This window comes from Billgrantia antri (assembly GCF_017868935.1).
Lineage (GTDB): Bacteria > Pseudomonadota > Gammaproteobacteria > Pseudomonadales > Halomonadaceae > Halomonas > Halomonas antri.
This window is the reverse complement of record NZ_CP053383.1, coordinates 4,197,691-4,221,638: the sequence shown is the minus strand read 5'-3', so window position 1 is coordinate 4,221,638 and position 23,948 is coordinate 4,197,691. Positions and strand designations below refer to the sequence as shown.

23 protein-coding genes are annotated in these 23,948 nt (G+C 64.6%); 11 read left to right on the top strand and 12 right to left on the bottom strand.

Annotation, left to right across the window (positions count from 1 at the left end):
- The first annotated feature begins 146 nt into the window (after positions 1–146).
- Entirely contained in the window at positions 147–2,930 is a 2,784-nt protein-coding gene (gene polA, locus HNO53_RS19625; RefSeq protein ID WP_209474516.1) for a DNA polymerase I, read from the top strand.
- A gap of 104 nt (positions 2,931–3,034) precedes the next feature.
- Here polA and HNO53_RS19620 read toward each other — a convergent pair whose 3' ends face one another.
- Complete coding sequence (locus HNO53_RS19620) at positions 3,035–4,060, bottom strand: Fe(3+) ABC transporter substrate-binding protein (RefSeq protein WP_209474514.1); 1,026 nt, start codon at positions 4,058–4,060, stop codon at positions 3,035–3,037.
- A 257-nt stretch (positions 4,061–4,317) separates the two neighbouring features.
- Between HNO53_RS19620 and HNO53_RS19615 the strand changes: the two genes are divergently transcribed.
- Complete coding sequence (locus HNO53_RS19615) at positions 4,318–5,436, top strand: ABC transporter ATP-binding protein (protein ID WP_420827845.1); 1,119 nt, start codon at positions 4,318–4,320, stop codon at positions 5,434–5,436.
- On the opposite strand, the gene HNO53_RS19610 is transcribed toward HNO53_RS19615, so the two are convergent.
- The 7 genes from HNO53_RS19610 to HNO53_RS19580 form a co-directional block, all read right to left on the bottom strand.
- Positions 5,422–7,098 (bottom strand): ABC transporter permease, encoded by a 1,677-nt coding sequence (locus HNO53_RS19610; RefSeq protein WP_209474510.1) that lies wholly within the window; start codon positions 7,096–7,098, stop codon positions 5,422–5,424. The two genes, HNO53_RS19615 and HNO53_RS19610, sit on opposite strands and share 15 nt — an antisense overlap.
- A 157-nt stretch (positions 7,099–7,255) precedes the next feature.
- Positions 7,256–8,584: a TRAP transporter large permease gene (locus tag HNO53_RS19605; protein WP_209474508.1), complete on the bottom strand. Its 1,329-nt coding sequence runs from the start codon at positions 8,582–8,584 to the stop codon at positions 7,256–7,258.
- A complete protein-coding gene (locus HNO53_RS19600) occupies positions 8,581–9,084 on the bottom strand; it encodes a TRAP transporter small permease subunit (protein ID WP_209474506.1) in 504 nt (167 codons plus the stop codon). The genes HNO53_RS19605 and HNO53_RS19600 overlap by 4 nt, the downstream gene beginning before the upstream one ends.
- Positions 9,085–9,177: 93 nt before the next feature.
- Entirely contained in the window at positions 9,178–10,284 is a 1,107-nt protein-coding gene (dctP, locus tag HNO53_RS19595) for a TRAP transporter substrate-binding protein DctP (protein ID WP_209474504.1), read from the bottom strand.
- Between the two features lie 346 nt (positions 10,285–10,630).
- A complete protein-coding gene (locus HNO53_RS19590) occupies positions 10,631–12,001 on the bottom strand; it encodes a TRAP transporter large permease (RefSeq protein ID WP_209474502.1) in 1,371 nt (456 codons plus the stop codon).
- A gap of 21 nt (positions 12,002–12,022) precedes the next feature.
- Complete coding sequence (locus HNO53_RS19585) at positions 12,023–12,616, bottom strand: TRAP transporter small permease subunit (RefSeq protein WP_209474500.1); 594 nt, start codon at positions 12,614–12,616, stop codon at positions 12,023–12,025.
- Positions 12,617–12,685: 69 nt separating this feature from the next.
- Positions 12,686–13,789 carry a TRAP transporter substrate-binding protein gene (locus HNO53_RS19580; RefSeq protein WP_209474499.1) on the bottom strand — a complete coding sequence of 368 codons (1,104 nt, stop codon included), beginning with the start codon at positions 13,787–13,789 and terminating at the stop codon, positions 12,686–12,688.
- Positions 13,790–14,098: 309 nt separating this feature from the next.
- On the opposite strand from HNO53_RS19580, the gene HNO53_RS19575 reads away from it, so the two are divergent.
- Both HNO53_RS19575 and HNO53_RS19570 read left to right on the top strand, forming a co-directional pair.
- The gene (locus HNO53_RS19575; RefSeq protein WP_209474497.1) at positions 14,099–16,201 is read left to right on the top strand and encodes a tRNA(Met) cytidine acetyltransferase TmcA; all 2,103 of its coding nucleotides are present in this window, start codon (positions 14,099–14,101) and stop codon (positions 16,199–16,201) included.
- A gap of 64 nt (positions 16,202–16,265) precedes the next feature.
- Positions 16,266–17,741 carry an aminoacyl-histidine dipeptidase gene (locus tag HNO53_RS19570; protein ID WP_209474495.1) on the top strand — a complete coding sequence of 492 codons (1,476 nt, stop codon included), beginning with the start codon at positions 16,266–16,268 and terminating at the stop codon, positions 17,739–17,741.
- Positions 17,742–17,819: 78 nt separating this feature from the next.
- Here the strand turns inward: HNO53_RS19570 and HNO53_RS19565 are convergent, their stop codons facing one another.
- Positions 17,820–18,383, bottom strand: coding sequence for a type 1 glutamine amidotransferase domain-containing protein (locus tag HNO53_RS19565; protein ID WP_209474493.1), 564 nt, complete (start codon positions 18,381–18,383; stop codon positions 17,820–17,822).
- 188 nt (positions 18,384–18,571) lie between these two features.
- The gene (locus HNO53_RS19560) at positions 18,572–19,045 is read right to left on the bottom strand and encodes a Dps family protein (protein WP_209474491.1); all 474 of its coding nucleotides are present in this window, start codon (positions 19,043–19,045) and stop codon (positions 18,572–18,574) included.
- 259 nt (positions 19,046–19,304) lie between these two features.
- On the opposite strand from HNO53_RS19560, the gene HNO53_RS19555 reads away from it, so the two are divergent.
- The 4 genes from HNO53_RS19555 to HNO53_RS19540 are packed head-to-tail and all read left to right on the top strand — an operon-like array spanning position 19,305 to position 22,000.
- A complete protein-coding gene (locus HNO53_RS19555; protein WP_209474489.1) occupies positions 19,305–19,859 on the top strand; it encodes a hypothetical protein in 555 nt (184 codons plus the stop codon).
- Positions 19,859–20,218 carry a hypothetical protein gene (locus HNO53_RS19550; RefSeq protein WP_209474487.1) on the top strand — a complete coding sequence of 120 codons (360 nt, stop codon included), beginning with the start codon at positions 19,859–19,861 and terminating at the stop codon, positions 20,216–20,218. The genes HNO53_RS19555 and HNO53_RS19550 overlap by 1 nt, the downstream gene beginning before the upstream one ends.
- Positions 20,219–20,249: 31 nt before the next feature.
- A complete protein-coding gene (locus tag HNO53_RS19545; RefSeq protein WP_209474485.1) occupies positions 20,250–20,921 on the top strand; it encodes a DUF1007 family protein in 672 nt (223 codons plus the stop codon).
- Complete coding sequence (locus HNO53_RS19540) at positions 20,921–22,000, top strand: nickel/cobalt transporter (protein WP_209474483.1); 1,080 nt, start codon at positions 20,921–20,923, stop codon at positions 21,998–22,000. The genes HNO53_RS19545 and HNO53_RS19540 overlap by 1 nt, the downstream gene beginning before the upstream one ends.
- On the opposite strand, the gene HNO53_RS19535 is transcribed toward HNO53_RS19540, so the two are convergent.
- The gene (locus tag HNO53_RS19535) at positions 21,995–22,420 is read right to left on the bottom strand and encodes an HIT domain-containing protein (protein ID WP_209474481.1); all 426 of its coding nucleotides are present in this window, start codon (positions 22,418–22,420) and stop codon (positions 21,995–21,997) included. The two genes, HNO53_RS19540 and HNO53_RS19535, sit on opposite strands and share 6 nt — an antisense overlap.
- A 136-nt stretch (positions 22,421–22,556) precedes the next feature.
- Here HNO53_RS19535 and HNO53_RS19530 point away from each other — a divergent pair, with 136 nt between their 5' ends.
- From HNO53_RS19530 to HNO53_RS19520, 3 genes are all read left to right on the top strand, one after another.
- Positions 22,557–22,694, top strand: a complete 138-nt coding sequence (locus tag HNO53_RS19530; RefSeq protein WP_209474479.1) for an entericidin A/B family lipoprotein — start codon at positions 22,557–22,559, stop codon at positions 22,692–22,694.
- A 96-nt stretch (positions 22,695–22,790) separates the two neighbouring features.
- Positions 22,791–22,922 (top strand): entericidin A/B family lipoprotein, encoded by a 132-nt coding sequence (locus HNO53_RS19525; RefSeq protein ID WP_209474477.1) that lies wholly within the window; start codon positions 22,791–22,793, stop codon positions 22,920–22,922.
- 168 nt (positions 22,923–23,090) lie between these two features.
- Positions 23,091–23,360 carry an I78 family peptidase inhibitor gene (locus tag HNO53_RS19520; protein WP_209474475.1) on the top strand — a complete coding sequence of 90 codons (270 nt, stop codon included), beginning with the start codon at positions 23,091–23,093 and terminating at the stop codon, positions 23,358–23,360.
- A gap of 40 nt (positions 23,361–23,400) precedes the next feature.
- Here HNO53_RS19520 and HNO53_RS19515 read toward each other — a convergent pair whose 3' ends face one another.
- Positions 23,401–23,931 (bottom strand): acyl-CoA thioesterase, encoded by a 531-nt coding sequence (locus HNO53_RS19515; protein ID WP_209474472.1) that lies wholly within the window; start codon positions 23,929–23,931, stop codon positions 23,401–23,403.
- Positions 23,932–23,948 lie beyond the last annotated feature (17 nt).

Below are 23,948 nucleotides of genomic sequence, written 5' to 3'. Positions count from 1 at the left end.
GCGTGCGACAATGGCTGCCACTGCTTGACTCCAGTGTATGACGTTGGACCGCCAGATCCCAACGTTGGCGGCAAAAGCAACGCGCAATGCGTATCATGGCGGATCAAGATCCCTTTTTCTTGCACAGACCCAACGGATGCTGATACATGGCCGACACGCCCATCGTTCTCGTCGACGGTTCGTCCTATCTCTACCGCGCCTTTCACGCCCTGCCGCCGCTGACCACTTCTACAGGCCAGCCCACCGGTGCCGTCAAGGGCGTGCTCAACATGCTCAAGCGGCTGATCAAGGACTATCCGGACAGCCCCATGGCGGTGGTCTTCGATGCCAAGGGAAAGACCTTCCGCGATGAGCTGTTCGAGCAGTACAAGGCGCAGCGGCCGCCGATGCCCGACGACCTGCGCAGCCAGGTGGAGCCGCTCTATGCCTGCGTGCGCGCCCTGGGACTGCCGCTGCTGTGCGTCGAGGGCGTCGAGGCCGACGACGTCATCGGCACCCTGGCCCGCCTCGCCACCGAAGCCGGCCGCGATGCGGTGATCTCCACCGGCGACAAGGACATGGCGCAGCTGGTCAACGGCCATATCACCCTGGTCAACACCATGAAGGACGAGACCCTCGACGTGGCCGGGGTCGAGGCCAAGTTCGGTCTGCCCCCGGAGCTGATCATCGACTTCCTGGCGCTGATGGGCGACAAGGTCGATAACATCCCCGGCGTGCCGGGGGTGGGCGAGAAGACCGCGCTGGGTCTGCTGCAGGGCATGGGCGGCGGGCTCGATACCATCTATGCCGACCTCGAGCGTGTCACCACCCTCGACTTTCGCGGGGCCAAGTCGCTGCCGAAGAAGCTCGAGGAGCATCGCGAGATGGCCTATCTCTCCTACCGACTGGCCACGATCAAGACCGACTGCGAGCTTCCTGTAGGGCTCGACGACCTCGATATCGCCCATCCCGACCGCGAGGCGCTCAAGCGCCTGTACACCGAACTTGAGTTCAAGGCGTGGCTCTCCGAACTGCTCTCCGGCAAGGACGAGGGTGTCGACGACCTCGAGCGCGGTGCCGGAGTGGCCGGCACCGCCGCCGCGGGTAACCTCGACCCGGACGCGCCCCCGGCCAGCGCTGCGGCCTGTACCAATCACCTGATCCTGACCCAGGCCGAACTCGACGAGTGGCTGGCGCGGCTGGGTGCCTGCGAGGCCTTCTGCTTCGACCTCGAGACCAATAGCCTCAACTACATGGACGCCGAGATCGTCGGCGTGGGGCTGGCGCTGGAGCCCGGCGAGGCGGCCTACGTGCCGCTCGCCCACGATTACCTCGACGTGCCCGAGCAGCTCGACCGGGCCAGCGTGCTGGCCGCGCTCAAGCCGTTGCTGGAGGACCCATGCCGCGGCAAGATCGGCCAGAACCTCAAGTACGACATCTCGGTACTGGCCAACTACGACATTCACGTTCAAGGACCGCTCACCGACACCATGCTTGAGTCCTACGTGCTCAACTCCACCGCCACCCGCCACGACATGGATTCGCTGGCGCTGAAGTACCTGGGCCAGAAGACGGTGAGCTTCGAGGAGATCGCCGGCAAAGGCGCCAAGCAGCTCACCTTCAACCAGATCGACTTCGAGCAGGCCGTGCCCTACGCCTGCGAGGATGTCGACGTGACCCTGCGCCTACACTGCGAGCTGCGGCCGCGCATCGAGGCGGAGGGGCGCCTGGCCGAGGTGCTCGACAGCATCGAGCGGCCGCTGATCCCTGTGCTGTCGCGCATCGAGCGTACCGGCGTGGCGATCGACGCCGCGCGGCTGCATGCCCAGAGCCAGGAGCTCGAAGCGCGTATCGCCGAGCTCGAGACGCGAGCTTTCGAACTGGCCGGGCGCGAGTTCAACCTCGGCTCGCCCAAGCAGCTCGGTGAGATCCTGTTCGAGGAACAGAAGATCCCGGTGCTCAAGAAGACCCCCAAGGGGGCGCCCTCTACCGCCGAAGCCGTGCTCGAGGAGCTGGCGCTGGACTACCCGCTGCCCAAGGTGATCATGGAGCATCGCGGCTTGGCCAAGCTCAAGTCGACCTATACTGACAAGCTACCGCGGCTGGTCAACAAGCGCACCGGGCGGCTGCACACCAGCTACCATCAGGCGGTCGCCGCCACCGGCCGACTCTCCTCGTCCGATCCCAACCTGCAGAACATCCCCATCCGTACCGAGGAGGGGCGCAAGATCCGCCAGGCCTTCATCGCCCGGCCCGGCTATCGCATCGTCGCCGCCGACTACTCGCAGATCGAGCTGCGCATCATGGCGCACCTCTCCGCGGACCAGGGGCTGCTCAGCGCCTTCGCCGAAGGCCGCGACATCCATGCCGCCACCGCAGCCGAGGTCTTCGGCGTACCGCTGGAGAAGGTCTCGGGCGAGCAGCGGCGCAGTGCCAAGGCGATCAACTTCGGCCTGATCTACGGCATGAGCGCCTGGGGGCTGTCCAAGCAGCTGCGCATCGAGCGCGGCCAGGCGCAGACCTATATCGACCGCTACTTCGACCGCTACCCGGGCGTGGCCCGCTACATGGATCGCATTCGCGCCCAAGCCGCCGAGGATGGCTACGTCGAGACCGTGTACGGTCGCCGCCTCTACCTGCCCGAGATTCGCGCTCAGAATCACGCTCGGCGCCAGGCCGCCGAGCGTACCGCCATCAACGCGCCGATGCAGGGCACCGCGGCGGATATCATCAAGCGCGCCATGATCGCGGTCGACGCCTGGTTGCAGGAGAGCGCCTTCGACGCCTGCATGGTGATGCAGGTCCACGACGAGCTGGTGTTCGAAGTCGGCGAAGGCCAGGTGGACGGGTTCATCGACGAGGTGAAATCGCGCATGCAGGCCGCCGCCGAACTCAGCGTGCCGCTGATCGTCGAGGCGGAGAGTGGGGTGAATTGGGACGAGGCACACTAACCCCCCCCCGCTCGTGACGCATCTCTCGCCTTCCCCATGCTAGTTTAATGAAAAACGCCACCGCATATGCGGTGGCGTTTTCGGTTCGGGCTTGTGGCCGGGGCTTAACGCCAGCCGACGCGATCGAAGATGCGTACCGCTTCCGGGTTGTTCTCACCCAGGATGTTGACGTTGAGGTCATCCTTCTTGATCTCACCCCAGGACTCGAGGGTCTCGCTCATCTTCACGCCTTCAACGACAGGGAACTCGTAGTTGCCGGCGGCGAAGATTTCCTGGGCCTCGTCCGAAGCCAGGAACTCGAGGAAGCGGATGGCGTTCTCGCGGTTCGGTGCGGTTGCCACGACACCGGCACCACCGACGTTAACGTGGATGCCGCGATCGTCCTGATTGGGGAACAGGATACCGACCTTGTCGGCCACTTCACGATCGGCGGCGTCCTCGGACTCGAGCAGGCGCACGTAGTAGTAGTGGTTGCCGACGGCCAGGTCGCACTCACCGGCAGCCACTGCCTTGATCTGGTCGGTGTCGCCGCCTTCGGGATCGCGCGCCATGTTGTTGACCACGCCCTGGGCCCACTCCTCGGCGCCTTCCTCGCCGTGGTGCTCGATCAGCGAGGCCAGCAGCGACTGGTTGTAGATGTTGTTCGAGGAGCGAATGCACACCTCGCCTTCCCAACGTGGGTCCGCCAGATCCTCGTAGGAGGTGATCTCGCTGGGGTCGACGTTCTCGGGGTTGTAGTAGATCGCGCGCACGCGCTGGCTGAAGCCGAACCACTTGCCCTCGGGATGACGCATGGACTCAGGCAGTCGCTCCGCCAGGATGTCGGATTCGACGCTCTGGAAGACGCCGTCCTGCTCGGCGCGCCACAGACGGCCGGCATCGACGGTGATCATCACGTCGGCGGGGCTGGCGACGCCTTCGCGCTGGATGCGTTCGATCAACTGATCGGAGTCGCCCTCGAGCAGATTGACCTCGATGCCGGTCTCCTCGGTGAAAGCTTGGTAAAGCTTCTCGTCGGAATCGTAGTGGCGGGCCGAATAGAGGTTGATCTCCTCGGCGATGGCGGTGGAAGCCAGCGCAGAGCCCGCCAGCGCGGCGACAAGGGGAGCGACGAGACGACGATGGGTCATGGTGGAGGCACCTCGAGAGTCTAATGTTATTGAAGTAATGATAATACGTTGCATTACGTTGCTGGCTATTGAAGCGTTTTGCGAAGAACTCGTCAAGCGTGCTGCTGGCGTCACTGGCACGCATAAGCTCTGGAGACTGACCTGAAGCAAGGCGAAGCGAAAAAAAGGGCTAAATGCGAGTCGATTCCAAACGTATTTGCTGGACATTTCGGGTAGGATGAGGTTTGTCATTTCCCTTGGATCATGCCGCTTGTTCTATGACTAGCCAATCGAAGCCCATGGACGTCGGACGCGTACCCTACGCTCAGCCTACCGTATTGACCATGGAGGATGTGCATCACACGTTCGGCAGCCAGGCGGCCGTACGTGGCGTCGACCTGGACGTAGCCCCCGGTGAGGTCGTTTGCCTGCTGGGGCCATCGGGCTGCGGCAAGACCACGCTGCTGCGCATCGCGGCGGGGCTCGAAGTGCTGCAGCAGGGGCGCGTAAGCCTCAACGGCGGCGAGATCGCCGTGCCCAAGGGGCGCCACGTGCCGCCGGAGAAGCGCAACGTCGGCCTGGCGTTCCAGGACTCGGCGCTGTTTCCCCACCTCACCGTGATCGAGAACGTCACCTTCGGGCTGAAAGGGGAGCCGCCCCGGCAACGCCGCGAGCGGGCCTTGAGCTTGCTCGAGCAGCTGGGCATGGCCAGCTATGCCGACAGCTACCCCCACATGCTCTCCGGCGGACAGCAGCAGCGTGTGGCGCTGGCTCGCGCCCTGGCGCCTGCGCCTCAACTGATGCTCCTCGACGAGCCCTTCTCCAGTCTCGATGCGCGCCTGCGCGATCGCATCCGCGACGATACCTTGCACGTGCTCAAGAAGGTCGGTGCCGCCACCCTGCTGGTGACCCATGATCCCGAAGAGGCCATGTTCATGGCCGATCGCATCGCCCTGATGCGCGACGGGCGTATCGTCCAGGTGGGCACGCCACGCGAGCTCTACTGCGCCCCCTGCGATCCCTTCGTCGTCGCCTTCTTCGGTGAGGTCAATGAGCTGCCGGGGGTGGTGCGGAATGGTCGGGTGCAGACCCCGGTGGGGCCGGTGGAGGCCGGCTGGCTACCCGAGGGAAGTAAGGTATTGGTGATGATCCGGCCCGAGGCGCTGCGGATTACTGAGCACTTTGAGCCAGCGCCGGTGCACCGTCACAGCCATGTGGTCATGGCCAAGTTGCTGGGGCGCACCAGCCTGCTGCATATCTGCGCGCATGGCGAGGATGGCAGCGAAGCCCACCTGCATGCCCGGGTTCCTGGCGTATTCCTGCCGGCCGAGGGGCAGCGGGTCGACATCCACCTCGACCTCTCCCAGGTCTTCGTCTTTCCTTCAGCGGCTGCCTGAACCGGGGCGCGAGCGGCGCATGGCCATGCTCAGCAGGATGACCGGGATGATGCCGACGGCGACGATGGCAAGCGAGGCCGTCGACGCCTCGGCAAGGCGCTCGTCCGAGGCCAGGCTGTAGGCCCTCACCGCCAAGGTGTCGAAGTTGAACGGGCGCAGGATGATGGTCGCCGGCAGCTCCTTCATGACATCGACGAACACCAGGATCCCGGCGGCAATCAAGCTGCCGCGCATGATCGGCGTGTGTATCCGCTTGAGGGTGCCGACGGGGGTCTGGCCCAACGTGCGCGAGGCCGCGTCCATGCTCGGCGTCACTTTGCCCAGGCTCGCTTCCACGGTATTGAATGACACCGCGAGAAATCGCACGACGTAGGCGTACACCAGGATAAACGCCGAGCCGCTGAAGATCAGGCCAACGATCTTGCCATAGTGGGCGTGCAGCCAGCTGTTGAGCGCATTATCCAGCCAGGCGAAGGGGATCAGGATACCCACCGCGATCACCGACCCCGGTATGGCATAGCCCATCGAGGCGATACGGGTAGCGATGCGCGTCAGCGGGCTGTCGTGGAGGCGTACCCCGTAGCTCAGGATCACTGCCAGCCCCACCGCAATGAGCGACGCGGTGATCGCCAGGGTCAGGCTGTTCCAGGCGAAATCGAGAAAACGCGTACCGAGCAGCGTATCGCCCTTGGCGATCGCCATCTGCAACAGCAGGCCACAGGGTATCAGGAAGCCGACCAATACCGGCAGGGCGCAGGCGGTGAAGGCCGCTACCGCTCGCCAGCCGCGCAGCCGGAATTCGGGTAGCTGCTGGTAGCGGTTGGTAGTGTGGAAGTACTTGCGCTTGCCGCGCGACCAGCGTTCGAGCAGCACCAACGCAATGACGAAGAGCAGCAGGCAGGCGGCGAGCTGGGCCGCCGCGACCTGTTCGCCCAGGCCGAACCAGGTGCGGTAGATGCCGGTGGTGAAGGTATCGACGCCGAAGAATTGCACGGCACCGAATTCATTGAGGGTTTCCATCAGCACCAGCGAGACGCCGCCTACGATGGCCGGGCGAGCCAGTGGTACGGCCACGGTGGCGAACAGGCTCCACGGGCCGCGGCCCAGGGTGCGGCCGACGTCGAGCACGCATACCGACTGCTCCAGGAAAGCGGCGCGTGCCAGCAGGTAGACGTAGGGGTAGAGCACCAGTGTGATCAGCGTGGCGGCGCCGCCCAGTGAGCGGATGTCGGGAAAGAGGTAATCGCCGCGGCCCCAGCCGAAGAGTTCACGCAGCCAGCTCTGTAGTGGGCCCGCATACTGCAGGAAATCGGTATAGGCGTAGGCGATTACATAGGTAGGCACGGCCAGCGGCAGCAGCAGCGCCCACTCGAAGAGGCGCCGGCCCGGGAAGCGACACATCACCACCAGCCAGGCGCTGCCGGTGCCGATCACCATGCTGCCGACCCCTACCGCAATGGCGAGATAGAAGGTGTTGCTCAGGTAGCGGCCAAGCACCGTGCTGGCCAGGTGCTGCCAGACGCCTTGTGTCGGCATCACGATATGGGCCAGCACCGCGATGACCGGAAGAGCGACGACGAGCGCCACGGCAAGGATCAGCAGCGTCCAGGGGGTCAAGCGGCGAGACAGGGAAGCCAGGGCCGAATTCGCGGATCGGAACAAGCAGGGACTCCTTCACTGGCCGACGCGCAGCCCAGCAATGCGAGATGATGGCGGCTGGAAATGATACCAGTTGCCGCAGCGGGCTGCAGCTGACCGGTGTCAATGAAAGAGCGCCCGCGCCTGACGGCGCGGGCGCTTGGCCGCGGGCGCTAGCGGATCAATAATCGAGCAGCATCGATGGCAGTCCCGTCACCAGTGACGGGAAGAACGCCATCAGCACGCAGGCCAGCACGATCAGCGCACAGAAGGGGATGACGGCGCGGTAGAGATCCAGCGTCTCGACTCCCGGCGGGGCCACGCCCTTCAGGTAGAACAGCGCGTAGCCGAACGGTGGCGTGAGGAAGGAGGTCTGCAGCACCACGGCAACCATCACCACGAACCACAGGATGTCGACGCCCATGCTTTCGACGATCGGCAGCATGATCGGGAAGCTGAGCAGCACGATGCCGGTCCAGTCGAGGAACATGCCGAGGATGAAGACCAGGAACAGCATCAGGATCAGGGCTCCGGTGGTACCGCCGGGCATGGCCATGACCACCTCGTGAATGACCTGCATGCCGCCGCCGCGAGAAAAGACACCGGTGAAGGCCGTGGCGCCGACCAGCACCAGCATCACCATGGTGGTGGTCTTGCTGGCTTCGATCAGGGTGCGGTAGCAGGTGGCAGCCTTGCGGTCGCCAAAGATCAGGAACAGCACGAAGGCGATGAAGACCCCGATGGCCGAGGCCTCGGTGGCGGTGGCGATACCGGCAAACAGCGATCCCAGCACGCCGAGGATCAGCGCCATCGGCGGCAGCACGTACTTCAGCAGCATGCCCACCAGCTCACCGGTGGAGACGTCGGCGCGCTCCTCGGCCGGTACCGGCGGTCCGTAGCTGGGCTTGAAGTAGCAGATCACCAGCACGTAGAGCGCATACATCACCCCGAGCATCACGCCCGGCACCAGGGCACCGGCGAACAGCGCGCCGACCGAGACCGGCGAATAGCTGGCCATCAGGATCAGCATGATGCTCGGCGGGATCAGAATGCCCAGGCAGCCGCTGGCCATGATCACGCCGGTACTGAGCTCCTTGTTGTAGGAGTACTTGAGCATCGGCACCAGCGCGATCATGCCCATCACCGCGATGGAGGCACCGACAATGCCGGTGGTGGCCGCCAGCAGCACCGAGACGATGACCACGGTCAGCGCCAGGCCGCCGCGCAGGTTGGCGAGCAAAAGGCGCATCGACTCGAACATCTTCTCGGTCACGCCGGAGTCGTTGAGGAAGCGCGCCATCAGCACGAACAGCGGGATGGCCACCAGGACGTAATTGTCCATGGCGTTGCCGTAGATGTTGTTGATCAGCGTACCGGTTACCTTGATGCCGGGGCCGAACAGCGCACCGAGCACCGCCACACCGCCCAGCACGAAGGCCAGCGGATGGCCCATGAACAGCCCGATGAGCAGACCGCCGAACATGAACAGGGTGAGCATTTCGGGGCTCATGCGGGCTCCTCCTGGTTAAGTTCCCGAACGGCACGGATGACGATGGCGATGGCCTGCAGCAGGATCAGCGCCGCGGCGACCACGATCACGCCCTTCACCGGATAGACCGGGATGGCGATCATGCCGTAGGTGGTCTCGCTGCGACTGAAGGAGCGCTCGAAGAAGTTCCAGCCGTAGGTGAGCAGCATCCAGATAAATGGAATAAAGAAGATCAGGTAACCGAGGATATCGATGAGGGCTCGCTTGCGCCGCGAGAGCAGGCGCTTGATGACGTCCACCTCGACATGCGCATGATGGCGCAGGCCGTAGGCGGCCATCAGCATGAAATGGGCGCCGAACAGCATCTTGGTGACATCGAAGGCCCAGTCGCTGGGGCGCCCGATGAAGAAGCGCATGGCGATGTCGTAGATCACGATCAGGGTGATCACGGCGAGCAGCGGGGCGATCAAACGTCCGAACCCCTCGTTAAGGGCGTCGATGGCCCTGGCAATGGCATTCATGATGAGGATCTCGGAATCGGTCGGAGTAGAGGCGGATTGGCGTATGGCTGTGAGACGAGGAGGGTGGGCCGCCATGGGCCCACCCGGATCCGCTTACTGGTTCATGCAGGACTCGATCTCCTCCAGCGGGGGAAGGTCATCGGTAACGCGGCTCATGTTGTAGGGCACCGAAATGTCACGCCAGTTGGCATAGTGCTCCATGTAGCTGATCATGGAGTGGTAGATCTTGGCGTGCATCGGGTCCTCGCAGGCACCCTGGAGGATCACTTCGTTGGTGATCTCCTGGATACGGGCCAGGTCCTCCTCGGACAGCTGGTTGATCTCGGTACCGTCCTCGATGAACTTCACCGTACCCTCGGTAGACTCGCGCTCCGACCAGGCCAGCGACCAGGCCAGGTTGGCTTGGGCGGCGATCTTCAGCTTCTCCTGGGTCTCCTCGGAGAGCGCATCCCAGGCATCCTTGTTGATCATCACGCCGAACACGCTGGCAGACTGGTGCCAGCCGGGCACGGACCAGTAGTCGGCAACCTCGTTGAAGCCGGCCTTGTAATCTACGCCGGGCGTGGAAAACTCGGCGCCGTCGACCACGCCGCGCTCGATGGCCTGATAGATCTCGCCGCCCGCCAGGGTGACCTGCGAGCCGCCCAACTGCTCGAGCACGCGACCCTGATCGCGACCGGAGAGGCGCAGGCGCTTGCCCTCCAGGTCGGCGATGCTTTCGATCGGTGTGCCGCCGCGGAAACCGGACTCGTTGTTGGTGATGCCGTAGGGCAGGTAGACCATGTTGTACTGCCCATAGACCTCCTGATAGAGCTCCCAGCCGCCCCACTGCATAATCCAGTTGAGATAGTCGACGCCATTGAAAAGACTGGTGGTGGTGGCCAGCGGCGAGAAGGCCGGCGAGAGGCCCGCCCAGTAGCCGGGCCAGTCACCCGCGGCTTCGATGCTGCCGGTCTCGGTGGCGTCGAACACCTCGGTGCCGGGCATCAGCGTGCCGCCGGCGCGAAACTCGATCTGCAGCTCGTCGCCAGCCAGTTGGTTGACCAGCTCCACCCAGTGGCGGTCTATCTCGATCAAATCCAGGTTATCCGGCCAGGTGGTGGTCATGGTCCACTGCTCCTGCGCCTGGGCAGTGGTGGACATGGCTGCCAGGGCGATGCCTGCGGCCAGGCCGGTCAGCGCGAATCGACTTTTCATCATGCTGTCGTGCTCCCTATACGTTGTTTTAAAGCTGCGATGTGGCGTCACTACCGAGACGAGAACGCGAAGCGTACCCGGGACGCTCATACCCGAGCGCTCGCTCGGCTCTCATCACAAGCTAGCATGTCGTTGTGACAGGAATCGATAGCCTGCTCGGCAAAGAGTAGCGCACACCCGGCAAGGGTAAATTAGGACTTGTTTATTGGGATGTGGCTGTATTGAAAGGCAAAGCAGCGCCGTCTTGGGCAAGGAGAACGGGGGTGGGGTGGGAGGAGTCGATAGACCAAAGTCTGATGGGGCGATGCAAGCCGGAGGGGCTCCGGCTCGTCGTCTTGATGGCGTGACCTCAGTTGCCGCTGTAGACGTGCCCCGGCAGCCAGGTGGCCAACGGTTCGTAGAAGAACACCAGGAACAGTCCCAGCAATTGCAGCGCTACGAAAGGCGCGACGCCCTTGTAGATGTCGAGCGTGCTGATTTCCGGCGGACAGACCCCCTTGATGTAGAACAGTGCGAAACCCACCGGCGGAGTCAGGAACGAGGTCTGCAGGCAGATGGCGAAGAGGATGGCGAACCATACCGGATCGACGCCCAGGCTGAACACCACCGGGGCGACCAGTGGCAGGATGATCAGTGTGATTTCCACCCAGTCGAGGAAGAAGCCGAGCAGGAACACCACCAGCATGACCGTGAGCACTACGCCGGCGGGCCCGAAGGGCAGGCCGGTGATCGCGCTGCGGATGACGTCGTCACCACCGAGCCCGCGCAGCACCACCGCGAAGATGGTGGCGCCAACGAAGATGCCGAAGATGAAAGCCGTGGTGCGGGTAGTCTGGAACAGCGCCTTGGTCACGACCTCGAGGCTCAGCCGGCGACTTAGCAGGGCGAGCAGCAGGGCGCCCAGGGCACCCACCGCCGATGCCTCGGTGGTAGTGGCGATACCCAGGAAGATGGAGCCGAGCACGGCCACGATCAGCGCCATGGGCGGCAGCACCGCGACCAATACCTCGAGTAGTGCCTTCGGTGTGAACGGCTCGCGGTTCTCGGGGGCCGGCGCCAGGTCCTTCTTGAGGTAGGCCGCAATCACGATATAGGCGATGTACATCACTCCCAGCATCACGCCGGGAATCAGCGCGCCCATGAACAGCCGGCCGACCGAGGCCTCCGAGGTGCCCAGGCGGTCGGCCATCAGCACCAGCATGATGCTGGGTGGTACCAGGATGCCCAGCGTACCGACCGAACAGGCCGTGCCCACCGCCAGCGACTTGTCGTACTTGGCCTGTAGCATGGGGCCGATCGACAGCATGCCGAGCAGCACCACCGACGCCCCGACGATACCGGTCGAAGCTGCCAGCAGTACGCCGACGATGACCACGGTGACGGCATAACCGCCGCGCAGCCCTCCCAGCACTCGCACCAGAGAGTTCATCAGCCGCTCGGCGATACCCGAGCGGTCGAGCATGATCCCCATGAAGATGAACAGCGGCAGAGCCACCATCAATTCGTTGGCGACGATGCCGAAAAGACGCCGGTCGAGCACGCCTATGGTGCCGCCCCACGTGAACCACAGCTCGGCCTCCAGGAATTCCACGAGTACGTGGCCGATGACGGCGAACAGGAAGCCGATGCCGGCCAGCGCCCAGGCCACCGGGAAGCCCAGCAGCAACAGCCCCATGAAACCGGCGAACATGCCGATGACGAGAATTTCTTCAAGACCCATGTCGATCCTCGCGGAGGCGCGTTAGCGATGGTCCACCGGGCGGCGCAGCGGCAGCTTCCGGGGAAAATCGAAGAGGTAGGTGCAGCAGCGCAGCGCTCGTGACGACAGGGCGAAGGCGATCAGCGCCATGCCGAGGGGCAACGTGCTCTTGATGATGAAGCGATAGGGCAGCCCGCTCGGCGCCTGCGAGCGCTCGCCTTGCTCGAACGAACGGTAGGCATAGTCGATCAGGCCATCGACCATGAAATAGAGCACGGGAAGTACCAGCAGGACGATACCCAGCAGCTCGACCCAGGCCTGGAAACGCAGCGTGAAGCGCTCGCGCAGCACGTCGACGCGAACGTGATCGTCGGTGACCACGGCATAGGCCAGCGTGAGAATCATGGTGGCGCCAAAAAAGTGCCAGGAGAGCTCCTCCAGGGCGATGGAACCTCGCCCCATAATGAAGCGGCTGAACACGTTGGTCAGTACGACGACGAGCGTGGCCAGCCACAGCCAGGAGAGGCCCTTGCCGAGTACGGCGATGGCCGAGTCCACGGCGTGGCTGATTCGGTTCGTGGGCAGCTCCGGTGGGAGTGCGTGTGGCGTATCGGGAGATGTATCAGGTGTAGACATCGAGCAGCCTCTCGTTGCCGCGAGTCGGCGGCGCCGCCGGAGGCTTGCCTCCGGCGGCCTTCAGGACGATCAGTTGGATTTCGGTGTGTAGTAGGTGCGCGGCAGGTAGCCCTTGGCATGCCAGTTGCCGTGGACCTGCATCCACTCGCGCTGGCTTTCCAGCACGCGGGCGAAGAGCTCGTCCTCGCTGGCCATCTGGTCCAGCACCCCCATGGTGACCGCTTCCAGCTCGGCGATGATCTCCGGCGACAGAGTCTGGGCATTCACCCCCTCGGCCTCGAAGCCGGCCAGCGCCTGAGGATTCTCCCACTCGCTCTCGGAGAAGCCGAACAGCGTGGCGGAGCGACAACCGGTTTCGATCTGCGCACGGCTCAAATCGGAGAGCTCGTTCCAGGTCTCTTCGTTGACCAGCAGGTGCGAGGTGGTATAGGTCTGGTGCCAGCCCGGCATGACATAGTTCTGCACGATCTCCTGCATGCCCAGGATGCGATCGACGGCCGGAGCCGAGAACTCGGTGGCATCGATCGTGCCGCGCTCCATGGCCTGGTAGAGTTCGCCGCCTGGCAGCATGGTGACCGAGGCGCCCAGCTCTTCCATCACCCGGCCGCCGATGCCGGCGAAGCGGATGCGCAGGCCATCGATCTGCTCGAGGGATTCCAGCGGCTGGGCGAACCAGCCGGCGGCTTCCGGCCCGATGACGCCGCACAGCAGTGCCTTCACGCCATACGGCTCGTAGACTTCCTGCAGCAGGGCATCGCCGTCACCGAAGTAGTGCCAGGCCATGAAGGCAGGCGGCTCCATGCCGAAGGGAGGGCCTGACAGCAGCGGCAGTACCGGGATGCTGCCCTGGTCGTAGCCGATCCAGGTGAAGCCCGCCGGATAGCGCGCCTCCGACACGGCATCGAGAATCTCGAACGGCGGAATCAGCTCACCCGGCTCGTAGTAACGCAACTGAATGTTGCCGCCGGAAATGGCCTCCAGCGTTTCGGAAAGGTGAACCACCGGGGTACTCAGACCCACCAGATGTGAGGGAAAGGCAATGGGCACCTGCCAGCGCACGCTTTCCTGGGCGTTGGCGTTTGCGGCCAGGGTGGCACCGGCCAGTATCACGGCGGCGGCCGTGACGGTCAGCTTCAGGCGTGCGGCCCGTTGGGGGTCAGTTGAGGCTTGCATAGACGCGACTCCACTTGTTGTGACGGGTATTGTTCTAGGAAAGGCCTATTCCAGCGACGAAACTCCCATGAGCCTCTAGGAAAGGCAACTATGGAAAATTGGTAAGACCAATAATGGACTTGGGGGATCTGAACGCCGTGGTGGGGTTGGATGCTTGATCTGCGTCGATTGGCTCTGAAAAGTCAGTATCTTGATGCGAAGATTGCGTTATTGTGCTCTGTGATTAGCAAGCTCATGAATCGGGGGTGAGATTGGCCTGCGACCAATTGTTAAGGCTGACGGGATCGGATAGGGAAAAAGGAAACGCCTGTGGGCATATCGGAACACACCGCCATATTAAATTGGTCTGACCAACTGGGCCGGTGCGGTTGGCGCGGCCTGCTGTGGGCCACCGCGTCCGACGAGCCGGCCCGTCACCTGGCGATTGCCCTGGGGCGGGCGCGCGCCTGGCGTGCTCCCTGCTGGGTGTCGCCAACGCCTCCCGAATTGCCATGGCACGGGGCATGGCTGCCGCCCAACAAGGCCAGGACCCGATTGGGCCAGGAGCACGACCTGATCATCTTCGATATGCTCTGCTCCGGGGCCGGCTTCGATGCGGATGCCTTCGGTGCCTTGAGCGGAACGCTGCAAGCCGGAGGCCTGCTGGTGTTGCTGACATCGCCGCATGATGAGGTCGGCGCCGGTCGCTACCTGATTCGTCTGCGGCAACGGCTGTCGCAGGCGCCCGGTGTGGCACGATGGATGCCCGGTACCCCTCCGCGGCTACCCGATCTCCCTGCCGCTTCGCCAAAGAGCAAGCAGAAGAGTGGTGATCCCGACTGTCTGACCGCGGATCAGGCCGAGGCGGTCAAGCGGCTGGTCGGCCTGCGGCGACGCCGACCTCTGGTGCTCACCGCCGACCGCGGTCGCGGCAAGACGGCTGCGCTCGGCATCGCCTGCGCGCGGCTGTTGCAGGCGGGCCAGCGTCACATTAGCGTGACGGCGCCGCGTCCCGAGGCAGTGACGGCTCTGTTCGCGCGTCTGGAAGCGCTGCGCCCGGCAGGCCAACGGGACGGCAATCGCTTCGTCGATGCACAGGGCGGGCGAGTAGAGTTCATAGCACCCGATGAGCTGAGCATTCGAATCGAGCACGGCGAGGCCGGCGGTGCGGGCACCTGGCTGCTGGTGGATGAGGCCGCTGCGCTTCCCGCAGCCCTGCTGGGGCAGTGGCTCAGGGCCTTTCCTCGCATCGCCTTCGCCACCACCGTGCACGGTTACGAGGGCTCGGGGCGCGGTTTCGCCCTGCGTTTTCGCCAGCGCCTCGAGCAATTGACTCCCGACTGGCATGAGTGCCACCTCGCCACGCCGGTGCGCTGGACCGAGGGCGACCCCCTTGAGCGATTGGTCAGCGACCTGCTGCTGCTCGATGCCGAACCGCCTCCATCCACGGCCCCCGTGGCGCTTGAGACAGTGCGCTGGCAGCGTTCGGCACTTGCCGTCGATGAAGTCTCGCTGCGTGAGGTCTTCGGCCTGTTGGTACAGGCGCACTACCGCACCACGCCTGCCGACCTGCAGCGCCTGCTTGATGAGCCGGGGCTCGGTATCACTACCTTGACGGCCGGTGGGCATACCCAGGCAGTGACTGTGTGCGCCGATGAAGGCGGCTTCGAGCCCGAGCTGGCCGAGCAGGTGGCGCGGGGCGAACGTCGCCTGCCCGGCCATCTGCTGGCCCAGTCGCTAGCGGCCCATGCCGGTGTTCGCGAGGCACTGACGACACGCCTGCGTCGAGTGCGGCGCATTGCGGTGCATCCACAACGGCGTCGCGAAGGGTTGGGTCGATGCCTGCTGGAGCATGAACGAGAGGCTGCGCGGCAGGCTGGTATCGACTTGCTGGGCGCCAGCTTTGGCGCCGAGCCAGGTCTGTTGGCCTTCTGGCAGGCGCAGGGCTTCAAGGCAGTGCGGCTGGGACTGTCGCGGGAGACCTCGACGGGCGAGCATGCCGTGATGGTCGTGGTCCCGCTCAGCGCCAGGGGGAGGGCGCTGAGTGAGGCACTGATGCAGCGTTTCCAGCGGCTGCTGCCCGCCCTGTTGGCCTTCGAGCTGGCCGACCTGGCTCCCGAGGTGGCGCTTGCGCTGCTGGCCGAAGGGCCACGCCCGGTACTGGATGCGGTCGAATGCCGCGATATCGAAGATGTGGCCCACGGCCGCCGCGAGCCGGCGCTGGCGCGCCCGGCCCTGCAGGGACTGGTACGCCGTGCGGCAACGGCAGGCAGTCAGGATCCCGAGCTGGCCTGGCTCGCTGCCTGGGCTTTCCAGGGGCGAGGCATTGCCTGGCTGGCGGCCCAATCCGGTACCAAGGGGCGACGCCAGGTCATGGAGAGGCTGCGCGGGGTCGTGGCCCGTCTGCAAGACGATGATGCGGACATGCCCTGAGCGGGCTTTTCCCGGCGCCAGCGGCCCGGTAAGGTAGCTCGGTTATTACCCGAGCAGACGGACCATGAACGAACATCTCGAGCAACTTGCCCCGCAGCCGCTGTGGCGCCACTTCCGCACCCTTTGCAACACGCCGCGTCCTTCTGGACACGAGGCCGAGCTGGTGTCCATTCTCGAACGCTGGGCCGAGCGGCAGGGGCTCGTCCACGATCGCGACGGCTTCGGCAATCTGCGCCTACGCAAGCCGGCCACACCGGGGCATGAAAATGCGCCCGGCATCATTCTTCAGGGGCACCTGGACATGGTGGCCCAGGCCAACGCCGACCATCCCCATGATTTCACTCGCGATCTGATCGAGACCTATGTCGAGGATGGCTGGCTGCGTGCGCGGCACACCACGCTGGGGGCCGACAATGGACTCGGTGTAGCGGCGGCGTTGGCGATCCTGGAGGACAGCGAGTTGGTTCACGGCCCGCTCGAGGCACTGTTTACCCTCGAAGAGGAGTCCTCGATGGGCGGCGCATTGCAGCTGGCGGAGAACTGGCTCGACGGGCGCGTGCTGCTCAACCTGGATTCGGAAGACCGCGGCGAAGTGTTCATCGGCTGTGCCGGCGGTGCCGACGTGGTTGTGGAGGCTCAGCTACCCACGGCCGAGCCGGGGCCTGGTGAAGTCGCCGTGCAACTGGCCTTGACCGGCTTGTCGGGCGGACACTCCGGTATCGACATCCACCGTGGTCGCGGCAACGCCAACCGCCTGCTGGTCCGCGTGCTCAGGGCGCTGGAAGCCTACGACATACGCCTGGTCGGCTATCAGGGCGGCACCCTGCGCAACGCCATCCCGCGCGAGGCCTTCGCCACCCTGATGCTGTCCGTCGACGAGATCGATGCCGTCGCCAGCCGGGTGGCGACGCTGGAGCAGGAGTTGCGTACCGAGCTGGCCGGGGTCGACGATGGCCTGACCCTCGCCATGACGCCGCTCGAGGCCCGCCCCGCCCAGGCGCTCAATGCCCACGCCAGCCACATGCTGTTGGCGGCGCTCAATGCGGCCCCCTACGGCGTGGAGCGCATGAGTAGTTCGGTACCCGGTGTGGTCGAGACTTCCAACAACCTGGGCGTGGTGAGCCTCGACGAGGGTCGCTTCCACCTCTGCGCCTTGGTGCGCTCGCTGCGCGACAGCGCGGTGAACGACCTGGCCGACCGCTTCCGCGGCCTGTTCGACCTCATCGGTGCACGCACGCGTGTCGAGAACGCCTACCCCGGTTGGACGCCGGCGACCGACAGCGCCTTACTGGCGCGCTTCCGCCGCCTGCACCGGCAGCACGTCGGCAGCGAGCCGGCGGTCAAGGTGATCCACGCGGGGCTGGAGTGCGGCATCCTTGCCGGCAAGTATCCTGCGCTCGAGATGATCTCGTTCGGCCCGTCGATCCGCGGTGCCCATTCGCCCGACGAGCGGGTCGAGCTGAGCTCGGTGGAAGAGTTCTGGGGACTGTTGCGGGCGCTGATCGAGGACCTGGCCTGCGACACCGCGATGGGTGCCTGACCGAGCAGCGGGTGTCTGACTGAGAATAGAGAGCGCCGCCCGCCGGGGGCGAGCGGCGCAGAGCGAAGGCTCGTTACCTCAGGCGTGCTGGCGGCTGTGCTTGCCCTCGGCGATTTCCTCGACGAGCTTGCTGCAGAACGCTTCGAGGTCGTCGGGCTTGCGGCTGGTGACCAGGCCGCTGTCGACCACGACCTGCTGGTCGACCCAATCGGCCCCGGCGTTGCGCAGATCCTGCTCCACCGAGGGGTAGGAGGTCATGCGGCGGCCTTTGGCGACACCGGCGTTGATCAGCACCCAGGGGCCATGACAGATCGCCCCTACCGGCTTGTGGGCCTCGAAGAAGCGCCGGGTGAAAGCCAGCGCCTGCTCGTTCTGGCGCAGGGCGTCGGGATTGAACAGGCCGCCGGGAAGCTCCAGTGCGTCGTAGTCATCGGCGTTGGCCTGTTCCAGGCGGCGGTCGACGTCGTAATTGCCGCCCCAGTCGGTCTTCGCCCAGGCGCGGATGCTGTCCTTGTCGGGGGCGACCACGTGTACCGTAGCGCCTTCGCGCTCGAGAGCGGCCTTGGGCTCGCTGAGCTCCGACTCTTCGAAGCCGTCGGTGGCGAGGATGGCGACGGTCTTGCCTTTCAGCTTCTCGCTCATGAGCTACCTCCTTGCAAGCAGTGTGCGCTGGCTCCGCCAGCGTGCGAGTCGCGGTTGTGTGTGTCCCTAACAGGGTTGTGGCGAATGGCGGCGAGAACAAGTGCGGGAATGTTGCGAAACGTCAATCGGGTTGTCGGCATGTGGCCGACGCGAGTGGAGCCGGGGTCGTCCCGGCTCCGGCAGGTCGCTCAGCCGAGGTAGGCGTTGAGCATCCACACGGTCTTTTCCTGCTCACGGATGTAGTCGCCGGCCTGGGCGGCGGTGCCCTCGTCGTCGGCGTCCGAGGCCACGGCAAGCAGGTCGCGTTGCAGCTCGATCAGGGTCTGATACCCCTTGAGCACGCCGCGCACGCAAGCCTCGCCATCGTGCACGTCCTTATCCTCGCGGATCTGCGCCATCGAGACGTAGTCGCTGTAGGCGTGCACCGGCTTGTGGCCCAGGGTCAGGATGCGTTCGGCTACCTCGTCGACCTTGGTCAGCAGGTCGGTATAGAACTCTTCGAACTTGGCATGCAGCTCGAAGAATTGCGGTCCCTTCACGTTCCAGTGATAGCCGCGAACGTTCATGTAGAAGACCTGATAGTTGGCCAGCAGAACGTTGAGTTTCTCGGCCAGCTGATTGGCGCTGTCCTGATGCAGGCCGATGGCGTTGGTGTCGCTCATGTGCGTACTCCTTTCGCGTGCAATGTGTTGCTGCCTAGTCTAGGGCGCAGGCAGACGATACTTAAGCAATATCTGTGCATGATTGCGATAGACTGTATGCATGGTTGTCCAGCCGTGCCCGCCGCTGCAACACGCTGCGCGCTCGTGTCGCGCCCCATTCGGGAACCCAGGCGCGGTGCGGGACTCATAAGGCATCAGACGGCTTGCACGGTGGGCCGGGCTGCGTAGACTGCGGCCAATGATGAACAGGAGAAGCGCCATGCGCCTGTGGTGGTGGATGATGCCCGGCTTGGCCTTGCTGGCCGGCTGTGAGACGACGCCCTCGGTGCTGCCTTCCGCGGAGCCGCGGCCCGCTGCCGAGTGCCGCTGGGAGACCGAGGGCATCGAAGCCCGCGAGTGGGTACGCCGAGCACTCGATGCGCTGGAGGCCCAGGACTTCGTGGTGCGTGACACCGAGCTGGCGCTGGGTGTGGTCAGCGCCGAGCGCACCAGGACCATTCCCGGTTACGGTGATCGCTATGATGACTGGGAGAGGACCGGCTTCTTCGGCGGCTTCGGCCTGGGCCGTGGTCGCGGCGTCTCCACCGGCGTGATGATCGGCTTCGGCGGTGCCGGTGGCAGCATCACCCAGGATGCCACACAGCTCGAGCGTGTCTCGGTTGTCGCCGATGAAGGTTGGGTACGAGTCAGCCGCGACATTCAGGTGATCGATTGGCGGGGTGAGCTGCGCGAAACGCGCAGCGGCAGCGATAGTGCCTTCTGCGGTACGCTGCGTCAGGCGATGCAGGCTGCTCGTGATAGGGAGGAGCCCTGATGCGCGGAATTGCCATGGCACTGCTGCTCGTCATGCTGTCGGGCTGTGCCGCCACCATGCAGCCACCGGAGCCTCGCGAACTGTCGCTTGCGGCAGCACCCGAGCCGACCCTGCAGGAAATCGTCGGCCTGTTGATGGAAGAGGGCTACGTGATCCGACATGCCGATGCCGGGCTGGGGCGCGTCGAAGCGGTGCTCGCCCGCTGGCCTGGCTATCGGGTGAGAGGAGAGGTCACTGCCGAAGGCCAAGGTAGCCGAGCTTCGCTGACGGCGACCCGAGGCGGTGTGCCGCTGCCACCTCATCTGCTCGACCCGCTGCTGGCCGAGCTTCAGCGTCGGCTGGGACTGGCGCCCCGATGACTTTCCCCCTTCGAATGAGCGCATTTATTCTATGAGCCTTCTGTTTCGACGCTTCCGTTCGGGGGCGAGACGCACCGCGCTGGCAGGCCTGCTTGCCTTGTTGCCGGCTCTGGCCCTGGCCCATCCGCATGGCTGGATCGACATTCGAGTCCGTCTGGTGGTCGACGAGGAGGGGCGTCTTGAAGCGCTGCACCAAGCCTGGCGCATGGACCCCTTCTACAGCCTGGTCCTGATCGAGGAGCTGAGCCAGACCGAAGGTGGCCTGGAGGCAGGCCTCGATCGGCTGGGCGGCGAGATTCGCGGCAATCTCGAGCCGTTCGATTACTTCACCGAACTTCGTATGGGCGACGATGCGCTGCGTCTTGGCGACGTGACCGAGTACACCGTGATGGAGCGTGACGGCAGGGTGGAATTCGTCTTCCTCCTGCCGCTGGCGGAGCCCCGGACATTGAGCGAACAGACGCTGCAGTACCAGGTATTCGATCCGACCTACTATCTCGAGGTCGTCCACGCAGCGGAAGGTGACACCCCCGATGACGACGCCCTGACGGTGGGCGGCGGGCTGAATTGTACCACCCGTGTGCTGCCTGCCGACCCCGATCCCGAGCGGGTCATGGAGGCCTCCATGCTCGATGTGCAAGATCAGGCCGAGCCCGGCCTGGGACGGCACTTTGCCGAAACCGGGGTAGTGGAATGCGAATAATGGCCAGGATATTCGCCGGAACTCCCCTCAAGGCATGGCGGGCCGGACTGATATTGTTGGCTCTGCTGGCTCTGCTGGCTCTGCTGGCTCTCGCCGCTCTGGTGCTGCTACTGCTCGGGCAGGGCGGGCTACAGGCGATGAGCCTGCAACTGCTGGCGTGGCAGCGCGATCTCCACCGTGCCCTCACCCTGGCCATCACCGAGTTTTCCGGCACGCCTTCGCCGGCGGCCTGGGCCACGCTGCTCGGTATAAGCTTCGGCTACGGTGTGTTTCATGCCGCCGGCCCGGGGCATGGCAAGGCGGTGCTGACGACCTACCTCCTCTCGCAGGGTGGTGCCACGCGCCGGGCGCTGGCGCTCTCCTTTGCCGCCTCGCTGCTGCAGGGGCTGGTGGCCATCGGCCTGGTAGTGGTGCTGGTGCATGGCCTGGGCTGGGTGACGCGCCAGGCGATGGGCAGTGTTGCCTGGGTCGAGCAGGCCAGCTTCCTGATGGTGACGTTGCTGGGTGGCTGGCTGTGCCTGCGAGCGATTCGTCAATTGCGGCGACCGCTCGCTGAGCCGGTGCATGCACACGGTCGACATGGTCATCACCATCACGGCCATGATTCAGCCTGCTGCGGCGGTCATCATCATGTCGACCCGCAGCAGGCCACCGACTGGCGCACTGCGCTGGCCACGGTGGTTGCCATCGGCATTCGCCCTTGCAGCGGCGGTGTGCTGCTGCTGGGGGCGGCCACCCTGCTGAATCAGTTCGCCGCCGGTGTCGCGGCGGTCATGGTGATGGCGCTGGGGACGGCGCTGACCGTCTCAGGTCTGGCCTTGGCCAGCGTCATGGCGCGCGGCTGGGCCGAGCGCCGGTTGGGCAAGCAGAGTGGCCGGTGGCGAATGGGACGCCTGCTGGGCTGGGCAGCCCTGGGCGGTGGGCTCGCCATCATGGCGCTGGGGATTTCGTTGTCCGTCACCGGGGTGACGAAACCCAGCACGGCACCCCTGCTGGGTGATCCGCCGACCCACAGCGGCCCGGCAGAGCGGTCCCCAGCGCCCGGTGGCCATCCCTTTGGAGGGCGATCGAGCTCATAGCTGCAGTTTCATCCCGTCCAGTTGCGCCAGCAGGTAGTCTCGCCTGCTGGCCAGGTCATTGCGGTCGTAGGGTTGCGGCGCCCCGTGTCCCCAGACGGGGCCTGGCCAGGCGTCGTCGTCGCTTTTGCGGGCCACGACGTGGACGTGCAACTGAGAGACCACGTTGCCCAGGTTGGCCACGTTGATCTTGTCAGCCTGGGTCAGGGCCTTGAGCATACGCCCCACCTCGCCAACCTCGTGCCACAGCTGGCGCTGGTCCGCCGCTTCCAGGTCGAACACTTCGCTGACACCGCTACGCCGAGGGATCAGAATCAGCCAGGGAAAGCGAGTATCGTCCATCAGGCGCAGTTGGCACAGCGGCAGCTCCGCGACTGGGTAGCTATCCCTGACGAGTCGTTCATCCAACGCTACTGACGACATCCTTCCTCTCCTTGCGCGACGACGATGGAGACCATCATGACACAGGGGGGCGAGAAGTGCCTGACACGAAATCAAGCGAAGCGGGGCGACAGCGGCTAGAGTGAAGGAACCAACCCCGACGAAGGAGGAACGGTGCATGAAACGGACGATGGCGGTACTGCTGGCAACCCTTCTGGGCCTGTCGCTGCTCAGCGGCTGCAATACCATGCGAGGCATGGGGGAAGACATCGAGGAGGGAGGCGAAGCGATCCAGCGTCAATCGTCGTCATATTAGCGGTTATGCAAATCGGTTAAGGGCTGTTACGCTTAAGTGGCCATTGCTTCACGGCAAGGAATGGATTTCCCTTCTTCGTTTCAAGGAGATACGACCATGAAGAAAGCAATAGCCCTGAGTTTCGCCCTGCTGATGGCCGCTGGTGCACTGGCGGGCTGCAATACCATCGAAGGCGCCGGTGAAGATATCGAGCGTGGTGGTCAGGAAATAGAAGAAGCGGCCGAGTAACACGCACGGTCCGGCCTGGCAGCGCACGGGTGATCTGGCAGTCTTCCCGTGCGCTGCCTGAAGATTTCTCCCTTGCTCCTCATTCCTTTAGCGAGACCTTACATGGTAAGCCCTCTGCGGTTGTGCCTGATGTCTGTCGGCCTGACGCTACTGACAGGTTGTACTCATATGTCGAATGCCAGCAATCCTGCATCCGAACCCGCCCCCAAACCGCCTCGGGTCAGCGAGTCAGAGGATGCTTGCGGAGCGCAGCGCGTACAGGACCGGGTCGGCCGACGCTACGACGAAGCGCTGGGCGAGTCGATACGCCGCGAGAGCGGCGCCGCTACCCTACGGACCATCCGCCCGGGGCATGCCTACACCATGGAGTACCGGGGCGATCGGATCAATGTCCATCTCGACAGTAGCGATACCATCACCAATATCGGCTGCGGCTGACCGACTCTTGCCATCGACGAGCGGCTAATGCGCCGCTTGCCTATTTCTCTTGCTGCTCCCGGCTGTCGCTGCTCTGCCCATGCTCCACCTGGGTTTGATGCTCGGCCTCCTCGGCCTGCTTGCGCAGCTTCTTGCGCAGGGCCGCCTTCTCGAAGCGCAGCCGCTGTAGCGGTGTTGTCAGCGCCAGCGGCGGCACGCGAGCCGGATTGCCGTTGGCATCCACCGCCACCATGGTCAGGTAACAGCTATTGGTATGGCGAATCAGCTTGCGCTGGATATCTTCGGCGACCACCTTGATGCCGATCTCCATCGAGGAGCGGCCGACATGGTTGACGCAAGCCAGAAAGGTGACCAGCTCGCCGACGTGGATCGGCTGCTTGAACAAGACCTGATCGACCGACAGCGTGACCACATAGTGGCCGGAGTAGCGGCTGGCGCAGGCATAGGCCACCTCGTCGAGCTTCTTGAGGATGGCGCCGCCGTGCACCTTGCCGCTGAAGTTGGCCATGTCGGGTGTCATCAGCACGGTCATGGTCAGTTCGTGCTGGCCGGGGAGGGCGTGGTCGTCCATCGGGGCGTTCTCATTGT

Bases quoted from the DNA above. Each gene is read 5' to 3' on its own strand.
- polA (WP_209474516.1), top strand. From the start codon at position 147: ATGGCCGACACGCCCATCGTTCTCGTCGACGGTTCGTCCTATCTCTAC.
- HNO53_RS19620 (WP_209474514.1), bottom strand. From the start codon at position 4,060: ATGACCCATCGTCGTCTCGTCGCTCCCCTTGTCGCCGCGCTGGCGGGC.
- HNO53_RS19615 (WP_420827845.1), top strand. From the start codon at position 4,318: ATGACTAGCCAATCGAAGCCCATGGACGTCGGACGCGTACCCTACGCT.
- HNO53_RS19605 (WP_209474508.1), bottom strand. From the start codon at position 8,584: ATGAGCCCCGAAATGCTCACCCTGTTCATGTTCGGCGGTCTGCTCATC.
- HNO53_RS19600 (WP_209474506.1), bottom strand. From the start codon at position 9,084: ATGAATGCCATTGCCAGGGCCATCGACGCCCTTAACGAGGGGTTCGGA.
- dctP (WP_209474504.1), bottom strand. From the start codon at position 10,284: ATGATGAAAAGTCGATTCGCGCTGACCGGCCTGGCCGCAGGCATCGCC.
- HNO53_RS19590 (WP_209474502.1), bottom strand. From the start codon at position 12,001: ATGGGTCTTGAAGAAATTCTCGTCATCGGCATGTTCGCCGGTTTCATG.
- HNO53_RS19585 (WP_209474500.1), bottom strand. From the start codon at position 12,616: ATGTCTACACCTGATACATCTCCCGATACGCCACACGCACTCCCACCG.
- HNO53_RS19580 (WP_209474499.1), bottom strand. From the start codon at position 13,789: ATGCAAGCCTCAACTGACCCCCAACGGGCCGCACGCCTGAAGCTGACC.
- HNO53_RS19570 (WP_209474495.1), top strand. From the start codon at position 16,266: ATGAACGAACATCTCGAGCAACTTGCCCCGCAGCCGCTGTGGCGCCAC.
- HNO53_RS19565 (WP_209474493.1), bottom strand. From the start codon at position 18,383: ATGAGCGAGAAGCTGAAAGGCAAGACCGTCGCCATCCTCGCCACCGAC.
- HNO53_RS19560 (WP_209474491.1), bottom strand. From the start codon at position 19,045: ATGAGCGACACCAACGCCATCGGCCTGCATCAGGACAGCGCCAATCAG.
- HNO53_RS19555 (WP_209474489.1), top strand. From the start codon at position 19,305: ATGCGCCTGTGGTGGTGGATGATGCCCGGCTTGGCCTTGCTGGCCGGC.
- HNO53_RS19550 (WP_209474487.1), top strand. From the start codon at position 19,859: ATGCGCGGAATTGCCATGGCACTGCTGCTCGTCATGCTGTCGGGCTGT.
- HNO53_RS19545 (WP_209474485.1), top strand. From the start codon at position 20,250: ATGAGCCTTCTGTTTCGACGCTTCCGTTCGGGGGCGAGACGCACCGCG.
- HNO53_RS19540 (WP_209474483.1), top strand. From the start codon at position 20,921: ATGGCCAGGATATTCGCCGGAACTCCCCTCAAGGCATGGCGGGCCGGA.
- HNO53_RS19535 (WP_209474481.1), bottom strand. From the start codon at position 22,420: ATGTCGTCAGTAGCGTTGGATGAACGACTCGTCAGGGATAGCTACCCA.
- HNO53_RS19530 (WP_209474479.1), top strand. From the start codon at position 22,557: ATGAAACGGACGATGGCGGTACTGCTGGCAACCCTTCTGGGCCTGTCG.
- HNO53_RS19525 (WP_209474477.1), top strand. From the start codon at position 22,791: ATGAAGAAAGCAATAGCCCTGAGTTTCGCCCTGCTGATGGCCGCTGGT.
- HNO53_RS19520 (WP_209474475.1), top strand. From the start codon at position 23,091: ATGTCGAATGCCAGCAATCCTGCATCCGAACCCGCCCCCAAACCGCCT.
- HNO53_RS19515 (WP_209474472.1), bottom strand. From the start codon at position 23,931: ATGGACGACCACGCCCTCCCCGGCCAGCACGAACTGACCATGACCGTG.